This window comes from Escherichia sp. KTE31, from assembly GCF_000407925.1.
GTDB lineage: Bacteria > Pseudomonadota > Gammaproteobacteria > Enterobacterales > Enterobacteriaceae > Escherichia > Escherichia ruysiae.
Map to the genome: position 1 here is coordinate 914,593 of NZ_KE136723.1, position 20,550 is coordinate 935,142.

The window sequence follows — 20,550 nt, forward strand, 5'->3', positions numbered from 1 at the left end:
TTACGTTATTCTCTTCGCAGGAGGCGGAATACCCCCAGCACCAGGATAGCGCCGACCACCGCCACCAGGAAGCTATGTAAATTAAAACCACTGATGGAGCCGCCAATGCCAAACATGGTCGCCAGCCAGCCGCCGACAACCGCACCGACTATCCCGAGAATGCAGGTCAGGAAAAATCCACCACCATCACGCCCTGGCATGATCAGCTTGGCGATAATGCCGGCTATCAGGCCAAAAATAATCCAGGCAATAATTCCCATGTTCAGGCCCTCGTTTCGATGAATCGGACGCAAGAAATGCCTACGTCAACGCTCTAAGTATAGGCAAGCACAGGATCAATGGTGGGAGGCTGTCGGTTGAATTAGTCGTAAGTTGTAAAAAAAATTCACGCATTTGTATTAAGTTTTGTTAGTCCCTACCGATAAACCAAAGACAGTTTGTCGGTCAGGAGTTTTTCCGCGTGAGTCATTACCATGAGCAGTTCCTGAAACAAAATCCGTTAGCAGTCCTGGGCGTTTTACGCGATTTACATAAAGCCGCAGTACCACTGCGTATTAGTTGGTCAGATGGTCAGTTGATCAGCAATATACTGGCGATAAGCCCTGATAAACTGGTGCTGGATTTTGGTAGTCAGCAAGAAGACAACAATGCCGTGCTTAAAGCGCGACAAATCACTATTACCGCCGAAACGCAAGGCGCCAAAATCGAATTTACCCTTGCTCAATTACAGCAAAGTGAATATTTGCAGCTTCCGGCGTTTATCGCCACTCCCCCTCCCGCATTATGGTTTGTGCAACGACGCAGATATTTCCGCATCTCCGCCCCACTTCATCCGCCTTATTATTGTCAGACCAAACTGGCGGATAACAGTACGTTACGTTTTCGCCTGAGTGATTTATCACTAGGTGGCATGGGTGCATTACTGGAAACGGAAAAACCGGCCGGATTGCACGAAGGTATGCGCTTCGCACAGATTGAAGTCAACATGGGACAATGGGGCGTTTTTCACTTTGACGCCCAGTTACTGACCATCAGCGAGCGCAAAGTGATTGATAGCAGAAATGAAACTATCTCCACTCCCCGCCTGAGCTTTCGTTTTCTTAACGTCAGCCCGACGGTGGAGCGGCAATTACAGCGGATTATATTCTCACTCGAACGGGAAGCCCGGGAGAAAGCGGACAAAGTGCGCGACTGAGTTACATCGCGTCCAGCGCCTGCTCAAGTTTGTAGATATAGCGTGGAGCCTGCGGTGCAGGGTGATTTCTTGCTACGTGATCGAGGAACTCATCAGCATCCAGATCATTAATTTTGCTGATCGCTTTTTTCCGATCTGATGAGAAAGTCCGCAGCAACGCACCAGCCCCGTTAGCGTATGACACCACCAGCGCATATTGCAGTACCTTCGGATCTTCAATGCCTGCCAGCGGGCCGGTTTCCAGAATATTCAGGTAAGCCGCCCCCATTGAGATATTACGCTCCGGGTTTTTCAGCTCGCTGGTCGTCGGCTCGCCACTCCAGCCCATACGGCGATAAACATCACGTCCGGAGGTTGAGGCTTTTAACTGCATTAAACCAATAGCATTCGATTTACTTACCGCGTTCGGGTTACCACCCGATTCGATAGCGATAATTGCCGTGATCAATTGCGGATCGACGCCCCAGGCCGCTCCGGCTTTCTGACTTATTGGCATCCACTGCATCGCACGTTGTACCGGGACTTTCGCATTCCACGGCGGGTTCGTATAGTCATGTTTTGAAGAACAACCCGCTAATAACACAATCAAAAAGGCAAACCATCTCAATTTCACTTCATCAATCCTTATAGCCTGGAATCGCCGTTGAGGTGACAACGGCACACCTAAGCGGCATGATATACATTTCGTTTCTGTTGTCAGCAAGGAATTGCCATGTCTCTGTTTCACTTAATTGCCCCGTCGGGTTACTGCATTAATCAGCACGCCGCACAGCGCGGCGTTCAGCGCCTTACCGATGCGGGGCATCAGGTCAATAACGTCGGGGTTATCACCCGTCGCTGTGAACGTTTTGCTGGTACGGAAACGGAGCGTCTGGAAGATCTCAATTCCCTTGCCAGACTGACCTCACCCAACACCATCGTGCTGGCAGTACGCGGCGGTTACGGTGCCAGTCGCTTACTGGCGGATATTGACTGGCAGGCTCTGGTGGCTCGCCAACAACATGATCCGTTGCTTATCTGCGGGCATAGCGATTTTACGGCCATTCAGTGCGGTCTTCTGGCACAAGGCAATGTCATCACCTTTAGCGGCCCGATGCTGGTGGCAAATTTTGGCGCGGATGAGCTGAATGCCTTTACCGAGCACCACTTCTGGCTGGCGTTACGCAATGAAACGTTCAGCATTGAATGGCAAGGGGAAGGCCCGGCGTGTCAAACAGAAGGAACATTGTGGGGAGGCAACCTCGCGATGTTGATTTCGCTTATCGGTACGCCGTGGATGCCACAAATTGAGAACGGTATTCTGGTACTGGAAGACATCAACGAACATCCGTTCCGTGTCGAACGCATGTTGTTACAGCTTTATCATGCTGGAATTTTACAGCGCCAGAAGGCGATTATTCTCGGTAGCTTCAGTGGTAGCACGCCCAATGATTATGATGCGGGTTACAACCTGGCGTCGGTGTACACGTTCTTGCGTTCCCGCCTGTCGATTCCGCTGATTACCGGCCTCGACTTTGGTCATGAACAACGCACAGTGACGCTGCCGCTGGGTGCACATGCTATTCTCAAAAACGACAAAAACGGCACACAATTGACGATTAGCGGTCATCCTGTTCTGAAAGCGTAAAAAAATCACGCTTCCGGGCTAACTAAAACGCTGTTTCTGCCGTGAATATGGTAGGTTTATAGCACGAGACAGCGTAATCAGGAGTAACCGACCGTTGGATGCCGCAACAATTATTAGCCTTTTTATCTTAGGCTCCATCCTTGTCACCAGCAGTATTTTACTTAGTTCATTTTCTTCCCGCCTTGGCATTCCGATTCTGGTTATTTTCCTGGCGATCGGTATGCTGGCTGGAGTCGATGGTGTCGGCGGCATTCCGTTTGATAATTATCCTTTTGCCTACATGGTAAGTAACCTGGCACTGGCGATTATTTTGCTCGATGGCGGAATGCGCACCCAGGCCAGTTCATTTCGCGTGGCGTTAGGACCTGCACTTTCACTGGCGACGCTGGGCGTGCTTATCACCTCCGGTTTAACCGGCATGATGGCGGCATGGCTGTTTAATCTTGATTTGATTGAAGGCTTATTGATTGGCGCAATTGTCGGCTCCACCGACGCCGCAGCGGTCTTTTCTCTGCTGGGCGGCAAAGGGCTTAACGAACGTGTTGGCTCGACGCTGGAAATAGAGTCCGGCAGCAATGATCCGATGGCGGTCTTTCTGACAATAACCCTGATTGCGATGATCCAGCAGCATGAAAGCACTATTAGCTGGATGTTCGTTGTCGACATCCTGCAACAATTTGGCCTGGGGATCGTAATCGGTCTTGGCGGGGGTTATTTACTGCTGCAGATGATTAACCGCATCGCCCTGCCTGCGGGCTTGTATCCATTGCTGGCATTAAGCGGCGGTATTTTAATTTTTGCTTTAACCACGGCGCTGGAAGGCAGCGGCATTCTGGCAGTTTATCTGTGCGGTTTTCTGCTGGGTAATCGTCCGATTCGCAACCGCTACGGCATTCTGCAAAATTTCGACGGCCTCGCCTGGCTGGCACAAATCGCTATGTTCCTGGTGCTGGGGCTGTTGGTTAACCCGAGCGACCTGTTGCCTATTGCCATTCCGGCGCTCATTTTGTCTGCATGGATGATTTTCTTCGCCCGCCCCCTTTCGGTATTTGCTGGATTGCTACCGTTCCGTGGCTTCAATCTGCGCGAGCGCGTGTTTATTAGTTGGGTTGGATTACGCGGCGCAGTGCCGATCATCCTGGCGGTGTTCCCGATGATGGCGGGGCTGGAGAATGCGCGTCTGTTCTTTAATGTCGCCTTCTTCGTAGTTCTGGTTTCACTGCTATTGCAGGGAACATCGCTGTCGTGGGCAGCGAAAAAAGCCAAAGTGGTGGTTCCGCCAGTGGGACGTCCGGTATCACGCGTTGGGCTGGATATTCATCCGGAAAATCCGTGGGAGCAGTTTGTTTACCAATTGAGTGCCGATAAATGGTGCGTGGGCGCGGCGCTGCGCGATCTGCATATGCCAAAAGAGACGCGCATTGCGGCACTGTTTCGTGATAACCAGTTGCTTCACCCCACCGGCAGCACCCGACTGCGCGAAGGCGACGTGTTATGCGTGATTGGTCGGGAACGCGATCTTCCGGCACTCGGAAAACTGTTTAGCCAGTCGCCGCCGGTCGCGCTTGATCAACGCTTCTTTGGTGACTTCATTCTCGAAGCCAGCGCGAAATATGCCGATGTGGCGCTGATCTATGGTCTGGAAGACGGTCGGGAGTATCGCGATAAACAGCAAACGCTGGGTGAAATTGTTCAGCAATTGTTAGGTGCGGCTCCGGTTGTCGGCGACCAGGTGGAGTTTGCCGGGATGATCTGGACGGTGGCTGAGAAAGAAGATAACGAAGTGTTGAAGATTGGCGTTCGGGTGGCGGAGGAAGAAGCCGAATCTTAAGTTTGATGCGGCTGATATCGCCGGATGCGATGCTTACGCATTTTATCCGGCTTGCCACAAGTTACACCGTCACAACAGGTACACGTAGCGCCAGCGCGCACATCAACTCATAGCCCACCGTTCCGGCAGCGGCGGCGACATCATCAATTTTGATCTCCTTGCCCCACAGCTCAACTGGCGTACCAATACCCGCCTGCGGGCAAGGCGTCAAATCGACCGCCAGCATATCCATCGAGACTGTCCCCACCGTCATGGTGCGCACGCCGTCCACTAAAACAGGTGTTCCGGTTGGTGCATGACGCGGATAGCCGTCGGCGTATCCGGCGGCGACAATGCCGATTCGCTGCTCATCGAGCGCAGTATAGCGACCGCCATAGCCCACACGTTCGCCCGCTTTTAGCGTCTGAACACCAATAATCTCACTGCTTAACGTCATGACCGGGCGTAATCCGGTATTGGCGATATCGCGCCACTGACCGGACGGCGAAGCACCATATAAAATAATGCCAGGTCGAACCCAGTCAAAATGCGCTTCCGGATGCCACAGGGTTGCCGCCGAATTAGACAACGAGCGCCGACACTCCAGCCCTTCCGCTGCCTGCTCAATACGCGCCATCGCGCCGGAAATCCCATCAGGATGCTCCGCATCGGCAAAATGCGACATCAGCGTCATTTCGCCAACGTTCGCCATCGCCCGCAGCTGCTGCCAGACGGTGAGCACGCGATCGGGCTGGAACCCCAACCGATTCATCCCACTATTCACCTTAAGGTAAATATCCAGCGGCGCTTTTAGCCGCGCATTTTGCAGTGCTTTAAGCTGCCAGTTACTGTGCACGCAGGTGGTCAGGCGGTACTGGTCATAAATTTCCAGATCCTGAGCGTGAAAAAAACCCTCCAGCATCAGGATTGGCCCTTTCCAGCCGCGCTCGCGCAGGATAATAGCCTCTTCAAGATTAAGTAACGCAAAACCATCGGTCGCCCCGAGCGCGCTCCAGATACGCTCGATACCGTGCCCGTAAGCGTTCGCTTTTACCACCGACCAGACGCGCGCGCGCGGCGCGGCCTGGCGGACAATGGTCAGATTTTGTTTTAATGCCTGCAGATCGAGGCTGGCCTGTATCGGACGAGTCATCTCGATTCCTTAACTGTGCGCGCCATGTAAATGGCCTGGACGTGATGGCGTAAATCCACGACTGTAGCGCGCTACACTTAGATCCTCATACGGGATCGCCGGCGTGCGCCCTGACAGCAGATCGCTTAACAACTGACCGGAACCGCAAGCCATCGTCCAGCCAAGCGTGCCGTGACCGGTATTCAGCCACAAATTTTTAAAGCGTGTACGCCCCACAACCGGCGTGCCGTCTGGTGTCATCGGGCGCAGACCGGTCCAGAAAGTAGCCTGCTCAACATGGCCGCCGCGCGGATAAAGGTCGCGAACCACCATCTCCAGCGTTTCACGACGCGGTTGCAACAGCTCGGTGTTAAAGCCAACAATTTCCGCCATCCCGCCGACGCGGATACGGTTATCGAAACGGGTAATAGCGATTTTGTAGGTTTCATCAAGAATGGTGGACACCGGCGCACCGTCTTCATGCGCAATCGGAATGGTCAAAGAATAACCTTTCAGCGGATAAACCGGGATATCGACAATGCCCTTGAGCATCGCCGTCGAGTAAGAGCCAAATGCCATAACATACGCATCGGCCTTAATCACCTCATCACCACACTTCACGCCATAGATCTGCTCGCCGTCACAAAGCAGTTGATCGACTGGTGTATTAAAGCGGAATTTAACCCCCGCCTGTTCCGCCATTCGCGCCAGATTCTGGGTAAAGAGCTGACAGTCACCGGTTTCGTCATTGGGTAGTTGCAGGCCGCCAGTCAGTTTGTGCGCAACTTCCGCCAGCGCAGGTTCCACTTCCGCCAGGCGACTGGATTCCAGCAATTTATATGGCACGCCTGCATCTTCCAGTACGGCGATATCGCGAGTGGCGTTTTCATACTGTTGTTCAGTGCGGAACAGTTGCAGCGTCCCGCCCTGCCGGCCTTCATACTGGATATTGGTTTCGGCGCGCAATGCTTTCAGGCAATCACGGCTGTATTCTGCCAGGCGCACCATCCGCCCTTTGTTTTCCATATAGTGGCTGGTGTCACAGTTACGTAACATTTGCCACATCCATTTCAACTGGAATTGCGAACCATCGAGACGAACCGCCAGCGGCGCATGGCGCTGGAACATCCATTTAATTGCTTTTAAAGGCACGCCTGGCGCCGCCCACGGCGCGGCATATCCGGGAGAAATTTGCCCGGCATTTGCTGCGCTGGTTTCCAGTGCTGCGCCCGGCTCCCGATCAATGACGGTGACCTCATGTCCTGCCTGATTTAAATACCAGGCGCTGGCAACGCCTACCACACCACTTCCCAGTATGACAACTCGCATAGCCACTCCGATAACGGTAGATACAGTAAAAGAACAATAATCTAATTACATCTTGATAACCCGGATGAAAATATTATTCAACATATGGCTTTTTTATGGTGAGCTGGCTCACATCTCCCTGACTGTGCGGGAATATGGCGTCTTTGGTATCTCCTGCTGGTCGAGCTTTATATCCAGCAGAAAATTCCGTTCAGAAGCTAATTATTGGCACTCCGATAATAAGAAATCGCAAAGAAAAAAATTCTCCAGCGACGCGGTTTTTAACTGGTGTTCTATGCTTGAAATGAGGTGCTCCACACAGAGAGCGCCGACAACAATGAGGTGCGCGTATGGCGACGATCGATTCTATGAATAAGGACTCCACACGTTTGAGCGATGGACCTGACTGGACGTTCGACCTGCTGGATATTTATCTGGCAGAGATAGACCGGGTGGCGAAACTCTACCGGCTGGATACCTACCCGCACCAGATTGAAGTGATAACCTCAGAACAGATGATGGATGCCTACTCCAGCGTCGGGATGCCAATTAACTATCCGCACTGGTCATTCGGTAAAAAGTTTATCGAGACTGAACGGCTGTATAAGCACGGTCAGCAAGGGCTGGCCTATGAAATCGTTATTAACTCTAATCCGTGCATCGCTTACCTGATGGAAGAGAACACCATTACCATGCAGGCGCTGGTGATGGCTCACGCCTGTTATGGCCATAACTCTTTCTTCAAAAACAATTACTTATTCCGTAGCTGGACCGATGCCAGTTCGATTGTCGATTACCTGATTTTCGCCCGCAAATACATTACCGAGTGCGAAGAACGCTATGGCGTTGATGAGGTAGAAAAGCTGTTGGACTCGTGCCATGCGCTGATGAACTACGGTGTGGATCGTTATAAACGCCCACAAAAAATCTCGCTGCAAGAGGAGAAAGCCCGGCAGAAAAGTCGCGAAGAGTATCTGCAAAGCCAGGTCAATATGCTCTGGAGAACGCTGCCTAAGCGCGAGGAAGAGAAAACCGTTGCCGAAGCGCGCCGCTATCCATCCGAGCCACAAGAAAACCTGCTCTATTTTATGGAGAAAAATGCGCCGCTGCTGGAATCATGGCAGCGTGAAATCCTGCGCATTGTACGTAAAGTGAGCCAGTATTTTTATCCGCAAAAACAGACTCAGGTGATGAACGAAGGCTGGGCGACCTTCTGGCACTACACCATCCTTAACCATCTGTATGATGAAGGGAAAGTGACCGAACGTTTTATGCTGGAGTTCTTGCATAGCCACACCAATGTGGTCTTCCAGCCGCCCTATAACAGCCCGTGGTACAGCGGAATTAACCCGTATGCCCTCGGATTCGCTATGTTTCAGGATATTAAACGGATTTGTCAGTCGCCAACGGAAGAAGACAAATACTGGTTCCCGGATATCGCCGGTTCCGACTGGCTGGAAACGCTGCATTTCGCGATGCGTGACTTCAAAGATGAGAGCTTTATCAGCCAGTTCTTGTCACCGAAAGTAATGCGTGATTTCCGCTTCTTCACAGTGCTGGATGACGATCGGCATAATTATCTGGAGATTTCCGCCATTCATAATGAGGAAGGTTATCGGGAGATCCGTAACCGTTTATCGTCGCAATATAACTTAAGTAATCTGGAGCCGAATATTCAGATCTGGAACGTAGATTTACGCGGCGACCGCTCGCTGACGCTACGTTACATTCCACATAACCGCGCACCACTGGATCGGGGGCGTAAAGAAGTGCTGAAGCATGTACATCGCCTGTGGGGGTTTGATGTGATGCTCGAACAGCAAAACGAAGACGGCAGCGTTGAGTTACTGGAACGTTGCCCGCCAAGAATGGGAAATCTGTAAATATCCCTCCTCGTTTGAGGAGGGTTTATTTTGCCGGATGCGGCGTAAACGTCTTATCCGGCTTATAAAATATAGCAAATTCAATATATTGAAGGCCTGATAAGCATAGCGCATCAGGTAACTATGCGTTGGTCATCAGTATGGATGGATTATCGCCCCTGAATGGCTAAATCACCCGGCAGGTTTTTCTGCATCCGGTGCCAAATCTCGCCACTCTCATGCCCATAGCGGCGTACTGTTTCGTAAACCTGGTCGTGGGCGCCTTCACTGCACAACGCAGACAGCTTGTGGTAGAAGCCCAGCGCCAGACTACGCGCTTCCGGATTGGCGAAATAGTGACGACCAATGCGCGTATACAACCCTTTCATTCCGTTAAGGATCAGACCATAAATCGGGTTACCAGAGGCAAACGCCAGACCGCGAAAAATGTTGTAATCCAGATCAGCAAAAGCGTCTGCGTGATCGGCCACTTCATTAGCCGTTGCCAGCACTTCCTGCGCTTTATCAGGATGCTGGCGAAACGCGGTACGAATAAAAATGGTCGAAATATTGGTACGCACTGACAGCAAATTATCTATGAGTTGCGGCACACTTTCGTGATCCAGCCGCGCCAGCGTCTCAAGGATATTCAACCCGGAGGTTTCCCAGAAATTATTCACCTTCGTCGGTTTGCCGTGTTGAATGGTCAGCCAGCCGTCTCGCGCCAGGCGCTGTAACACTTCGCGTAACGTCGTTCTCGTTACACCAATTAATTCTGAAAGTTCACGTTCTGCGGGCAAAATAGTCCCGGGTGGGAAGCGGTTATTCCAGATACTTTCAATAATGTACTCTTCCGCGAAACCCGCCGGGCTTTGCGCCTTAATGACCATAGTGAGATTTCCATAACACAGCAAAACAAAGTTGGACTCATCATACCAGAGGGCTAACAACGCTGATAGCAGACAAAAAGAAGAAAAAAGGGATCAAGGCTTCATTTTCTGTATCTCTTTCCCCTTGACTATCAAGACTTGCCTCGATCCCCCCTGACCGTTAAGCTTTGCGTTCTAACATAAAAACATCATTTATTATTTGTAAGGTAAGGGAAACCATCATGGAGATCTCCTGGGGCCGCGCGTTATGGCGCAATTTTTTGGGTCAGTCACCTGACTGGTACAAACTTGCCCTTATTATTTTCTTAATTGTTAACCCGTTAATTTTCCTCATCAGCCCTTTTGTTGCTGGCTGGCTGCTTGTCGCGGAATTTATTTTCACTCTGGCGATGGCTCTGAAATGCTATCCGCTGCTCCCCGGCGGTCTATTGGCTATCGAAGCTGTCTTCATCGGCATGACCAGTGCGGAACACGTCCGTGAAGAGGTGGCGGCAAATCTTGAAGTCTTACTGTTACTGATGTTTATGGTGGCGGGCATCTATTTTATGAAACAGCTTCTGCTGTTCATATTTACCCGTTTACTGTTAAGCATTCGCTCCAAAATGCTGCTGTCACTCTCTTTTTGCGTGGCGGCGGCGTTTCTCTCTGCGTTCCTCGATGCCTTAACCGTAGTTGCTGTGGTGATCAGCGTTGCTGTTGGTTTTTATGGTATTTATCACCGCGTAGCTTCTTCCCGCACCGAAGATACCGACCTGCAAGACGACAGCCATATCGACAAGCATTACAAAGTGGTTCTGGAGCAGTTCCGTGGCTTTCTGCGTAGCCTGATGATGCATGCGGGTGTCGGCACTGCATTAGGCGGCGTGATGACCATGGTAGGCGAACCACAGAACCTGATCATTGCCAAAGCTGCTGGCTGGCATTTTGGCGATTTCTTCCTGCGCATGTCACCGGTGACCGTCCCTGTCCTGATTTGCGGTCTGTTAACCTGCCTGCTGGTGGAGAAGCTGCGTTGGTTTGGCTACGGCGAAACGCTGCCGGAAAAAGTCCGCGAAGTGCTGCAACAGTTTGACGATCAAAGCCGCCTCCAGCGTACACGTCAGGATAAAATTCGTCTGATTGTCCAGGCGATTATCGGCGTCTGGCTGGTCACCGCGCTGGCTTTGCATCTGGCAGAGGTCGGCTTGATTGGTTTGTCTGTCATTATTCTGGCGACATCACTGACCGGTGTAACTGATGAACATGCAATCGGCAAAGCCTTCACCGAATCTCTGCCATTCACCGCACTTTTGACGGTCTTTTTCTCGGTAGTGGCGGTGATTATCGACCAACAACTGTTCTCCCCAATTATCCAGTTTGTATTGCAGGCATCAGAACACGCTCAGCTATCGCTGTTTTATATCTTCAACGGTTTGCTGTCTTCAATTTCGGATAACGTCTTTGTAGGGACGATTTATATCAATGAAGCAAAAGCGGCAATGGAGAGCGGTGCTATTAGTATGAAGCAATATGAACTGCTTGCAGTCGCCATCAACACCGGGACCAACCTGCCCTCCGTCGCCACGCCGAACGGACAGGCTGCGTTCTTATTCCTGTTGACCTCAGCACTCGCGCCATTAATACGTCTTTCTTATGGCCGCATGGTGTGGATGGCTCTGCCCTACACTCTCGTACTGACCCTCGTCGGATTACTCTGCGTAGAGTTTACTCTTGCCCCTGTAACTGAATGGTTTATGCAAATGGGGTGGATTGCAACGCTTTGATAACAACTTACCGGGCATATTTATGCCCGGTTTGCCTTTCCGCCCGATAATTGTTCAATTACATCCTATTTTTACTCCCTCCTGGTGGCGCAACGAATGAATTGGTTTAAACTGCGCATTCGATGCATATTGCAGGGAAATTATTATGTTGCGATTTTTGAACCAATGTTCACAAGGCCGGGGGGCGTGGCTGTTAATGGCGTTTACCGCTCTGGCACTGGAACTGACGGCGCTGTGGTTCCAGCATGTGATGTTACTTAAACCTTGCGTGCTCTGTATTTATGAACGCTGTGCGTTATTCGGCATTCTGGGCGCCGCGCTGATTGGCGCTATCGCCCCGAAAACTCCGCTGCGTTATGTGGCGATGATCATCTGGCTGTATAGTGCTTTTCGTGGCGTGCAATTAACTTACGAGCACACCATGCTCCAGCTCTATCCTTCACCGTTTATGACCTGTGATTTCATGGTCCGATTCCCGGACTGGCTGCCGCTGGATAAATGGGTACCACAAGTGTTTGTCGCCTCTGGTGATTGCGCTGAGCGTCAGTGGGATTTTTTAGGTCTGGATATGCCGCAGTGGCTGCTCGGTATTTTTGTTGCTTACCTGATTGTCGCAGTGCTGGTGGTAATCTCTCAGCCGTTTAAAGCGAAAAAACGTGACCTGTTTGGTCGCTAATCAATTCGGCGCTCCTGCGGGAGCGCCTGTCTGGCTTCATCTTGTCGATAGCTTAATGTTGGATGCGGCGTGGACGCCTTGCCCGACCTACGGCATTTCTGGCGGCGTAATCCCGAAGTGGTTCCACGCCCGCACTGTCGCCATACGCCCGCGCGGCGTGCGCTGCAAAAAGCCCTGCTGAATCAAATAAGGTTCCAGCACATCTTCAATGGTTTCACGTTCTTCGCCAATGGCCGCTGCCAGGTTATCCAGGCCTACCGGCCCACCGAAGAATTTATCAATTACCGCCAGCAATAACTTGCGGTCCATATAATCGAAACCTTCCGCATCAACGTTCAGCATATCCAGCGCCTGAGCAGCGATATCTGCCGAGATGGTGCCATCATGCTTCACTTCGGCGAAATCTCGCACACGACGCAGCAGGCGGTTGGCGATACGTGGCGTACCTCGCGCCCGGCGAGCCACTTCCAGCGCGCCATCGTCACTCATCTCAAGCCCCATAAACCGTGCGCTACGACTGACGATATATTGCAAATCAGGCACCTGGTAAAACTCCAGGCGCTGCACAATACCGAAACGGTCACGCAATGGCGATGTCAATGAGCCAGCACGCGTTGTCGCGCCAATCAGGGTGAACGGGGGGAGATCGATTTTAATTGAACGTGCTGCCGGGCCTTCACCAATCATAATATCCAACTGGTAGTCTTCCATGGCCGGATACAGCACTTCTTCCACCACAGGCGAAAGACGGTGGATCTCATCAATAAACAACACATCATGTGGTTCAAGGTTGGTGAGCATCGCCGCCAGATCGCCCGCCTTTTCCAGCACCGGGCCGGACGTGGTGCGTAAATTGACGCCCATTTCATTGGCGACGATGTTGGCAAGTGTGGTTTTACCCAGCCCCGGAGGACCAAAAATCAATAGATGATCAAGGGCATCGCCGCGCAGTTTCGCCGCTTTGATGAAAATTTCCATCTGTGAACGAACCTGCGGCTGACCAACATACTCTTCCAGTAGTTTGGGGCGAATGGCGCGATCTGCCACATCTTCCGGCAAAGTCGTACCGGCAGAAATCAGACGGTCTGCTTCAATCATCCGTTACCTCATAACGCGGCGCGCAGGGCTTCGCGAATTAATGTTTCACTGCTGGCATCAGGGCGAGCGATTTTGCTCACCATGCGGCTGGCTTCTTGTGGTTTATAGCCCAGCGCCACCAGCGCAGCAACAGCTTCCTGTTCGGCATCGTCGGTTGCCGGGCTTGCCGGTGAGGTCAATACCAGATCGGCAGCCGGTGTGAACAGATCGCCATGCAGACCTTTAAAGCGATCTTTCATTTCAACGATCAGGCGTTCAGCAGTTTTCTTACCAATGCCAGGTAATTTCACCAGTGCACCCAGTTCTTCACGCTCAACGGCATTCACAAACTGCTGCGCTGACATACCCGAGAGGATCGCCAGTGCCAGTTTCGGTCCCACGCCGTTAGTTTTGATCAACTCTTTAAACAACGTGCGCTCTTGTTTATTGTTAAAACCATACAGTAGCTGCGCATCTTCACGCACCACAAAGTGAGTGAAAACAATCGCTTCCTGGCCCGCTTCAGGGAGTTCATAAAAACAGGTCATCGGCATATGCACTTCATAGCCTACGCCGCCCACTTCAAGTAACACCAGCGGGGGTTGTTTTTCCAGAATGATGCCTCTCAGCCTGCCTATCACATGACGCTCCTGCGTAATGAATCAAAGATAATGTTGTATGATAAAAAAATGCTGGATAGATATCCAGCGAAGGATGAAGAAAAATTGCGAGGCGTCTCGATGAACTGAAAAATGACGCAGTATAATTGATCCGCTAAGTCATCTTTAAAATAAATATTGTAATGTTAAATATTTAGAGGATAAATCCACTAAAAAAATATTTTTTATGGTATTACGTATATTCATATTTATTTCAATGGAATGACAAAGTGAAAATTAATTACCCTTCTGAATATGAAATTGGCGATATTGTATTTACATGTATAGGTGCTGCCTTATTTGGTCAAATATCTGCCGCATCAAATTGCTGGAGTAATCACGTCGGGATCATTATCGGTCATGACGGCGATGATTTTCTGGTCGCAGAAAGTCGTGTTCCCCTCTCCACAATCACCACACTGTCCCGCTTTATTAAACGCTCTGCTAACCAACTCTATGCAGTAAAGCGATTAGGTACCGGGCTAACAGAACAGCAAAAACAACGGCTGGTAGAACAGGTTCCCTCCCGGCTGCGCAAGCTCTACCATACCGGTTTTAAATACGAATCTTCCCGCCAGTTCTGTTCAAAATTCGTTTTTGATATTTATAAAGAGGCGCTATGTATCCCGGTGGGTGAAATAGAGACATTTGGAGAACTGTTAAACAGCAATCCGAATGCAAAGCTTACTTTCTGGAAATTCTGGTTTTTAGGTTCGATTCCGTGGGCGCGTAAAACCGTCACGCCAGCGAGTTTGTGGCATCATCCGGGTCTGGCGTTGATATATGCAGAAGGAATAGAAACACCTCAGCCAGAATTGACTGAGGCGGTATAACTTAACGCAGTCGCCCGCGAGCCAGGTTCAGCCTCGATTCGCTCATCTGCATCGCATTCTGGCTGACATGGCAGTGGGTGATGGCAATCGCCAGCGCATCGGCGGCGTCCGCCTGTGGGTTAGCGGGTAGTTTTAGCAAGGTGCGCACCATATGTTGCACCTGACTTTTTTCAGCACTACCAATACCTACCACCGTTTGTTTGACCTGACGGGCAGCATATTCAAACACCGGCAATTCCTGATTAACCGCTGCCACAATCGCCACGCCGCGTGCCTGCCCCAGTTTCAGGGCAGAGTCGGCATTCTTCGCCATAAAGACTTGTTCGATTGCGAAATAATCGGGCTGGAACTGGGTGATGATTTCCGTCACGCCCGCATAGATGAGCTTCAGACGAGACGGTAAGTCATCCACTTTGGTGCGTATGCATCCACTGCCCAGGTAGGACAGTTGCCTGCCCACCTGACGGATAACGCCGTAGCCGGTAACGCGCGAACCCGGGTCAATACCGAGAATAATAGACATCACGCGTCTCCGTTTTGTTGGTTAGCCGGCCTCATCAGAGGGTCGCTGCAACCTCATCAGAGATCTCACCGTTATGGTAAACTTCCTGCACGTCGTCACAGTCTTCCAGCATATCGATCAGACGCATTAGTTTCGGTGCAGTTTCTGCATCCATATCGGCTTTGGTTGACGGGATCATGGAAACTTCTGCGCTGTCTGCTTTCAGACCAGCCGCTTCCAGAGCATCACGTACTTTACCCATCTCTTCCCACGCAGTGTAGACGTCGATTGCGCCGTCATCATAGGTCACAACGTCTTCTGCACCTGCTTCCAGCGCCGCTTCCATGATGGTGTCTTCATCACCTTTCTCAAAGGAAATCACACCTTTTTTGCTGAAAAGATAGGCTACGGAACCGTCAGTACCAAGGTTGCCGCCACATTTGCTGAATGCGTGACGCACTTCAGCAACAGTACGGTTACGGTTGTCAGACAGACATTCAATCATGATTGCAGTGCCGCCAGGACCGTAACCTTCGTAGATGATGGTTTCCATGTTCGCATCATCATCACCGCCTACACCACGTGCAATTGCGCGGTTCAGGGTGTCACGAGTCATGTTGTTAGACAGTGCTTTATCAATGGCTGCACGCAGACGCGGGTTAGCATCCGGATCGCCACCGCCCAGTTTAGCTGCGGTCACCAGCTCACGAATGATTTTAGTGAAGATTTTACCGCGCTTAGCATCCTGCGCAGCTTTACGATGTCTGGTGTTGGCCCATTTACTATGACCTGCCATAAAAAATATCTCCAGATAGCCCTGCCTGTTCAGGCAGCGTTAATTACAAACTGTTCAATCGCCTGCCGGTTGCTCCATGACTTAGTGAGCGCCGCCGCAGCAGGCGCATCAAGCCACTTGTAGGCCAGATGTTCAGTAAAAATAATCTGACGTTCGTGCGGGAGCGCAAGGCAGAACCATGATTCTGTATTGCGCGTCACGCCCGGCGCATAGCGATGACGTAAATGTGAAAAAATTTCAAACTCTACCGTGCGCTGACAGTCAATTAAGGTCAGTTGTTCAGCCACAACATCAATGGTGACCTCTTCCTTTACTTCGCGCATGGCAGCTTGCGGCGCGGTTTCACCCTCTTCCACGCTGCCGGTTACCGACTGCCAGAAATCGGGATCGTCACGCCGCTGCAACATCAGCACCCGTTTCGTATCTTGTGCATAGATGACCACTAAGATCGAAACGGGACGCTTATAAGTCATATCAATTATTCTCAGCCTTCTTTACAACCTGAATGCTCAGCTCAGCCAGAGCAGTCGGGTTGGCAAAGCTCGGAGCTTCAGTCATCAGACACGCTGCCGCCGTGGTTTTCGGGAAGGCGATAACGTCACGGATGTTGTCGGTGCCAGTCAGCAGCATGGTCAGACGGTCAAGGCCAAATGCCAGACCTGCGTGCGGCGGAGTACCGTATTTCAGGGCGTCGAGCAGGAAGCCGAATTTCTCGCGCTGTTCCTCTTCGTTGATACCCAGAATACCAAACACCGTCTGCTGCATATCACCATTATGGATACGCACAGAACCACCGCCCACTTCGTAACCATTGATGACCATATCATAAGCGTTCGCCACCGCATTTTCCGGTGCTGCTTTCAGCTCGGCAGCAGTCATGTCTTTCGGTGCGGTGAACGGATGGTGCATCGCGGTCAGGCCGCCTTCGCCGTCGTCTTCAAACATCGGGAAGTCGATAACCCACAGCGGCGCCCATTTGCTTTCGTCGGTCAGACCAAGGTCTTTACCCACTTTCAGACGCAGTGCGCCCATCGCGTCGGCAACAATTTTCTTGTTGTCGGCACCGAAGAAAATCATATCGCCATCTTGCGTGGCAGTACGATCCAGGATGGCTTCGATGATTTCAGCGTTGAGGAACTTCGCTACCGGGCTGTTGATACCTTCCAGACCTTTCGCGCGTTCGTTGACTTTGATGTAAGCCAGACCTTTCGCGCCATAGATTTTGACGAAGTTACCGTATTCATCGATCTGCTTACGGGTCAGCGATGCACCGCCCGGAACACGCAGAGCAGCGACGCGGCCTTTCGGATCGTTCGCCGGACCCGCGAATACCGCAAATTCAACAGATTTCAGCAGGTCTGCAACGTCGGTCAGTTCCATCGGGTTACGCAGATCCGGTTTATCGGAACCGTAACGGCGTTCGGCTTCCGCAAAGGTCATTACCGGGAAATCGCCCAAATCCACGCCCTTCACTTCCAGCCACAGATGACGCACCAGGGCTTCCATCACTTCACGCACTTGCGGTGCGGTCATGAAAGAGGTTTCCACATCGATCTGGGTAAATTCTGGCTGACGGTCAGCACGCAGGTCTTCGTCACGGAAGCATTTTACAATCTGATAATAACGGTCGAAACCGGACATCATCAGCAGCTGTTTGAACAACTGCGGCGATTGCGGCAGCGCATAGAATTTACCTTTATGCACACGAGAAGGCACCAGGTAGTCACGCGCACCTTCCGGCGTCGCTTTGGTCAGCATCGGGGTTTCGATGTCGAGGAAGCCATGGTCATCCATAAAACGGCGCACCAGGCTGGTGATTTTTGCGCGGGTTTTCAGGCGCTGAGCCATTTCCGGGCGACGCAGATCAAGATAGCGGTATTTCAGACGCGCTTCTTCGGTGTTGACGTGGTTAGAGTCCAGCGGCAGAACGTCTGCGCGGTTGATGATGGTCAGCGAGGACGCCAGCACTTCGATTTCGCCGGTCGCCATATCGCGATTGATATTTTTTTCGTCACGCGCACGTACGGTGCCCGTTACCTGAATGCAGAACTCATTACGCAGTTCAGAGGCCAGCTTTAACGCGTCCGCACGATCCGGATCGAAAAATACCTGCACGATACCCTCGCGGTCGCGCATATCGATGAAGATCAGGCTACCAAGATCACGACGACGGTTGACCCAACCACACAGAGTCACCTGCTGCCCCACGTGGGACAAACGGAGCTGTCCACAATATTCTGTACGCATGAGATATCCCTTAACTTAGCTGCCGGCGGACGTCCCCTGCTGCGCAGGTGACCTAAGTCGCAGCGTTAGCTGTATGTCACAACTGAATGAAAAAAGGCGGCTATTATACTGGAAATTCTGCCGCACCGTAAGAGTCTGGCCCGCTCTGGAACGACTCGTTACCACTTTATATCAGGCCTGAAATCAGACTCTACCCTTGTTTGCTATAAAGGTGTTGCCTGAGCACATAAAAATTAACAAAATTTGTCGTTCTGCCATCGGCTAATCGCATTAAGGTGAGAGGCTCGATTTTGTTTTATCTGGAGTCATCATGCTTGAACTGAATGCTAAAACCACTGCGCTGGTGGTGATTGATTTACAAGAAGGTATCTTACCTTTTGCCGGTGGACCGCATACTGCTGAAGATGTCGTTAATCGCGCCGGGAAACTGGCGGCGAAATTTCGAACTAACGGTCAGCCTGTGTTTCTGGTGCGCGTCGGCTGGTCTGCCGATTACGCCGAAGCATTAAAACAGCCAGTTGATGCCCCCTCACCTGCCAGAACGTTGCCGGAAAACTGGTGGCAACATCCTGCGGCGTTAGGTGCAATCGACAGCGATATCGAAATCATCAAGCGTCAATGGGGTGCGTTTTACGGTACGGATCTGGAGTTACAATTACGCCGTCGTGGCATTGACACCATCGTCTTATGTGGGATCTCAACCAATATTGGCGTCGAATCAACCGCCCGCAATGCCTGGGAACTCGGCTTTAATCTGGTGATAGCCGAAGACGCCTGCAGTGCAGCCAGCACCGAACAGCACAATAACAGCATCAACCATATCTACCCGCGCATTGCCCGCGTGCGTCGCGTGGAAGAGATCCTCAACGCATTATGATTTACATCGGTCTGCCGCAATGGTCGCATCCCAAATGGGTGCGGTTGGGGATCTCCAGCCTGGAAGAGTACGCCCGCCATTTTAACTGCGTGGAGGGCAACACCACACTTTATGCTCTGCCAAAGCCGGAAGTTGTTCTGCGCTGGCGCGAGCAGACCACCGATGATTTTCGTTTTTGCTTTAAGTTTCCGGCGACTATTTCGCATCAGGCAGCATTGCGGCATTGCGATGATTTAGTGACTGAATTTTTGACCCGCATGTCACCGTTAGCGCCGCGCATTGGGCAATACTGGCTGCAACTGCCCGCCACGTTTGGTCCACGGGAGCTGCCAGCTCTTTGGCACTTTCTTGATTCTCTTCCTGACGAATTTACCTATGGTGTGGAAGTCCGCCATCCGCAGTTTTTCACCAAAGGCGAGGAAGAACAAACGCTTAATCGCGGTTTGCATCAGCGTGGCGTTAATCGGGTGATTTTAGACAGCCGTCCGGTTCATGCAGCACGTCCACATAGTGAAGCCATTCGCGACGCGCAGCGGAAAAAACCGAAAGCTCCGGTACATGCCGTGTTGACGGCGACGAATCCGCTGATCCGTTTTATCGGTAGCGATGATATGACACAAAACCAGGAATTATTTCAGGTCTGGTTACAAAAATTAGCGCAATGGCAACAGACCACCACGCCTTATCTTTTCCTGCATACACCAGATATCGCCCAGGCACCGGAACTGGTACATACTCTGTGGGAAGACTTGCGTAAAACACTCCCAGAGATCGGAGCAGTTCCGGCTATTCCACAGCAATCTTCTCTTTTCTGAAATTGCCACCTATCATAGACAAGTGCCATCGGCCATTTTAAAGGGAGTTTGTATGGTAAGCGCGCTGTATGCCGTTTTAGGTGCGTTGTTATTAATGAAGTTCTCTTTTGATGTTGTTCGCCTGCGAATGCAATATCGCGTTGCCTATGGCGACGGCGGTTTTAGCGAACTGCAAAGCGCCATTCGCATTCACGGTAACGCGGTGGAATATATTCCCATCGCGATTGTGTTGATGCTGTTTATGGAAATGAATGGCGCAGAAACCTGGATGGTGCATATTTGCGGCATCATTCTACTTGCTGGTCGTCTGATGCATTATTACGGTTTTCATCACCGGCTGTTTCGCTGGCGACGTTCCGGCATGAGCGCCACCTGGTGTGCGCTGTTGCTGATGGTGCTGGCGAATCTTTGGTATATGCCCTGGGAGTTGGTTTTCTCCCTGCGTTAGCGCACAATACGCCACTTTCTTTTTCCCGGATTT

At 51.4% G+C, this 20,550-nt stretch carries 21 protein-coding genes; 10 read left to right on the forward strand and 11 right to left on the reverse strand.

The annotated features are described in order from the left end of the window. Positions 1-5 precede the first annotated feature (5 nt). Positions 6-260 carry a GlsB/YeaQ/YmgE family stress response membrane protein gene (locus tag WES_RS09055; protein WP_000511315.1) on the reverse strand — a complete coding sequence of 85 codons (255 nt, stop codon included), beginning with the start codon at positions 258-260 and terminating at the stop codon, positions 6-8. A gap of 200 nt (positions 261-460) precedes the next feature. Between WES_RS09055 and WES_RS09050 the strand changes: the two genes are divergently transcribed. Then, positions 461-1,195, forward strand: a complete 735-nt coding sequence (locus tag WES_RS09050) for a flagellar brake protein YcgR (RefSeq protein WP_000020171.1) — start codon at positions 461-463, stop codon at positions 1,193-1,195. Between the two features lies 1 nt (position 1,196). Here WES_RS09050 and emtA read toward each other — a convergent pair whose 3' ends face one another. Continuing rightward, positions 1,197-1,808 carry a membrane-bound lytic murein transglycosylase EmtA gene (emtA, locus tag WES_RS09045; protein WP_001295616.1) on the reverse strand — a complete coding sequence of 204 codons (612 nt, stop codon included), beginning with the start codon at positions 1,806-1,808 and terminating at the stop codon, positions 1,197-1,199. A gap of 99 nt (positions 1,809-1,907) precedes the next feature. Here emtA and ldcA point away from each other — a divergent pair, with 99 nt between their 5' ends. Both ldcA and WES_RS09035 read left to right on the forward strand, forming a co-directional pair. Beyond that, positions 1,908-2,822, forward strand: coding sequence for a muramoyltetrapeptide carboxypeptidase (gene ldcA / locus WES_RS09040; protein WP_000051594.1), 915 nt, complete (start codon positions 1,908-1,910; stop codon positions 2,820-2,822). A gap of 94 nt (positions 2,823-2,916) precedes the next feature. Then, complete coding sequence (locus tag WES_RS09035) at positions 2,917-4,653, forward strand: potassium/proton antiporter (protein ID WP_000338389.1); 1,737 nt, start codon at positions 2,917-2,919, stop codon at positions 4,651-4,653. A gap of 61 nt (positions 4,654-4,714) precedes the next feature. On the opposite strand, the gene dadX is transcribed toward WES_RS09035, so the two are convergent. Together dadX and dadA are read right to left on the reverse strand one after the other, a co-directional pair. Then, on the reverse strand, positions 4,715-5,785 hold the full coding sequence (gene dadX, locus WES_RS09030; protein ID WP_016158421.1) for a catabolic alanine racemase DadX: 1,071 nt from the start codon (positions 5,783-5,785) through the stop codon (positions 4,715-4,717). Positions 5,786-5,794: 9 nt separating this feature from the next. After that, on the reverse strand, positions 5,795-7,093 hold the full coding sequence (gene dadA, locus WES_RS09025) for a D-amino acid dehydrogenase (protein WP_001266888.1): 1,299 nt from the start codon (positions 7,091-7,093) through the stop codon (positions 5,795-5,797). A 329-nt stretch (positions 7,094-7,422) separates the two neighbouring features. On the opposite strand from dadA, the gene WES_RS09020 reads away from it, so the two are divergent. After that, positions 7,423-8,955 carry a SpoVR family protein gene (locus tag WES_RS09020; RefSeq protein ID WP_000190825.1) on the forward strand — a complete coding sequence of 511 codons (1,533 nt, stop codon included), beginning with the start codon at positions 7,423-7,425 and terminating at the stop codon, positions 8,953-8,955. Positions 8,956-9,104: 149 nt separating this feature from the next. Here the strand turns inward: WES_RS09020 and fadR are convergent, their stop codons facing one another. Beyond that, on the reverse strand, positions 9,105-9,824 hold the full coding sequence (gene fadR, locus WES_RS09015; protein ID WP_010350948.1) for a fatty acid metabolism transcriptional regulator FadR: 720 nt from the start codon (positions 9,822-9,824) through the stop codon (positions 9,105-9,107). Positions 9,825-10,045: 221 nt separating this feature from the next. Between fadR and nhaB the strand changes: the two genes are divergently transcribed. Beyond that, positions 10,046-11,587: a Na(+)/H(+) antiporter NhaB gene (gene nhaB / locus WES_RS09010; protein WP_000406399.1), complete on the forward strand. Its 1,542-nt coding sequence runs from the start codon at positions 10,046-10,048 to the stop codon at positions 11,585-11,587. Between the two features lie 145 nt (positions 11,588-11,732). Beyond that, positions 11,733-12,263, forward strand: a complete 531-nt coding sequence (gene dsbB, locus WES_RS09005; protein ID WP_000943445.1) for a disulfide bond formation protein DsbB — start codon at positions 11,733-11,735, stop codon at positions 12,261-12,263. 87 nt (positions 12,264-12,350) lie between these two features. On the opposite strand, the gene ruvB is transcribed toward dsbB, so the two are convergent. Together ruvB and ruvA are read right to left on the reverse strand one after the other, a co-directional pair. Beyond that, positions 12,351-13,361, reverse strand: a complete 1,011-nt coding sequence (gene ruvB, locus WES_RS09000; protein ID WP_000568522.1) for a Holliday junction branch migration DNA helicase RuvB — start codon at positions 13,359-13,361, stop codon at positions 12,351-12,353. A gap of 8 nt (positions 13,362-13,369) precedes the next feature. After that, on the reverse strand, positions 13,370-13,981 hold the full coding sequence (gene ruvA / locus WES_RS08995) for a Holliday junction branch migration protein RuvA (protein ID WP_000580341.1): 612 nt from the start codon (positions 13,979-13,981) through the stop codon (positions 13,370-13,372). Between the two features lie 248 nt (positions 13,982-14,229). Here ruvA and WES_RS08990 point away from each other — a divergent pair, with 248 nt between their 5' ends. Further along, a complete protein-coding gene (locus tag WES_RS08990) occupies positions 14,230-14,832 on the forward strand; it encodes a YebB family permuted papain-like enzyme (protein WP_016158422.1) in 603 nt (200 codons plus the stop codon). Between the two features lies 1 nt (position 14,833). Here WES_RS08990 and ruvC read toward each other — a convergent pair whose 3' ends face one another. The 4 genes from ruvC to aspS are packed head-to-tail and all read right to left on the reverse strand — an operon-like array spanning position 14,834 to position 18,377. Further along, entirely contained in the window at positions 14,834-15,355 is a 522-nt protein-coding gene (ruvC, locus tag WES_RS08985) for a crossover junction endodeoxyribonuclease RuvC (RefSeq protein ID WP_010350951.1), read from the reverse strand. Positions 15,356-15,389: 34 nt separating this feature from the next. Next, the gene (locus WES_RS08980; protein WP_000907234.1) at positions 15,390-16,130 is read right to left on the reverse strand and encodes a YebC/PmpR family DNA-binding transcriptional regulator; all 741 of its coding nucleotides are present in this window, start codon (positions 16,128-16,130) and stop codon (positions 15,390-15,392) included. Between the two features lie 29 nt (positions 16,131-16,159). Then, positions 16,160-16,612, reverse strand: a complete 453-nt coding sequence (nudB, locus tag WES_RS08975; RefSeq protein WP_077637336.1) for a dihydroneopterin triphosphate diphosphatase — start codon at positions 16,610-16,612, stop codon at positions 16,160-16,162. Further along, entirely contained in the window at positions 16,605-18,377 is a 1,773-nt protein-coding gene (aspS, locus tag WES_RS08970; protein ID WP_016158424.1) for an aspartate--tRNA ligase, read from the reverse strand. The genes nudB and aspS overlap by 8 nt, the downstream gene beginning before the upstream one ends. A gap of 310 nt (positions 18,378-18,687) precedes the next feature. On the opposite strand from aspS, the gene WES_RS08965 reads away from it, so the two are divergent. From WES_RS08965 to WES_RS08955, 3 genes are read left to right on the forward strand one after another with little or no spacing between them, the layout of a single operon-like run. After that, on the forward strand, positions 18,688-19,254 hold the full coding sequence (locus WES_RS08965; RefSeq protein ID WP_000891643.1) for a hydrolase: 567 nt from the start codon (positions 18,688-18,690) through the stop codon (positions 19,252-19,254). Further along, positions 19,251-20,069, forward strand: a complete 819-nt coding sequence (locus tag WES_RS08960; RefSeq protein WP_016158425.1) for a DUF72 domain-containing protein — start codon at positions 19,251-19,253, stop codon at positions 20,067-20,069. Before WES_RS08965 ends, WES_RS08960 begins: the two co-directional genes overlap by 4 nt. Before the next feature lie 52 nt (positions 20,070-20,121). Then, the gene (locus WES_RS08955) at positions 20,122-20,517 is read left to right on the forward strand and encodes an MAPEG family protein (RefSeq protein ID WP_002462319.1); all 396 of its coding nucleotides are present in this window, start codon (positions 20,122-20,124) and stop codon (positions 20,515-20,517) included. The last annotated feature ends 33 nt before the right edge of the window (positions 20,518-20,550 follow it).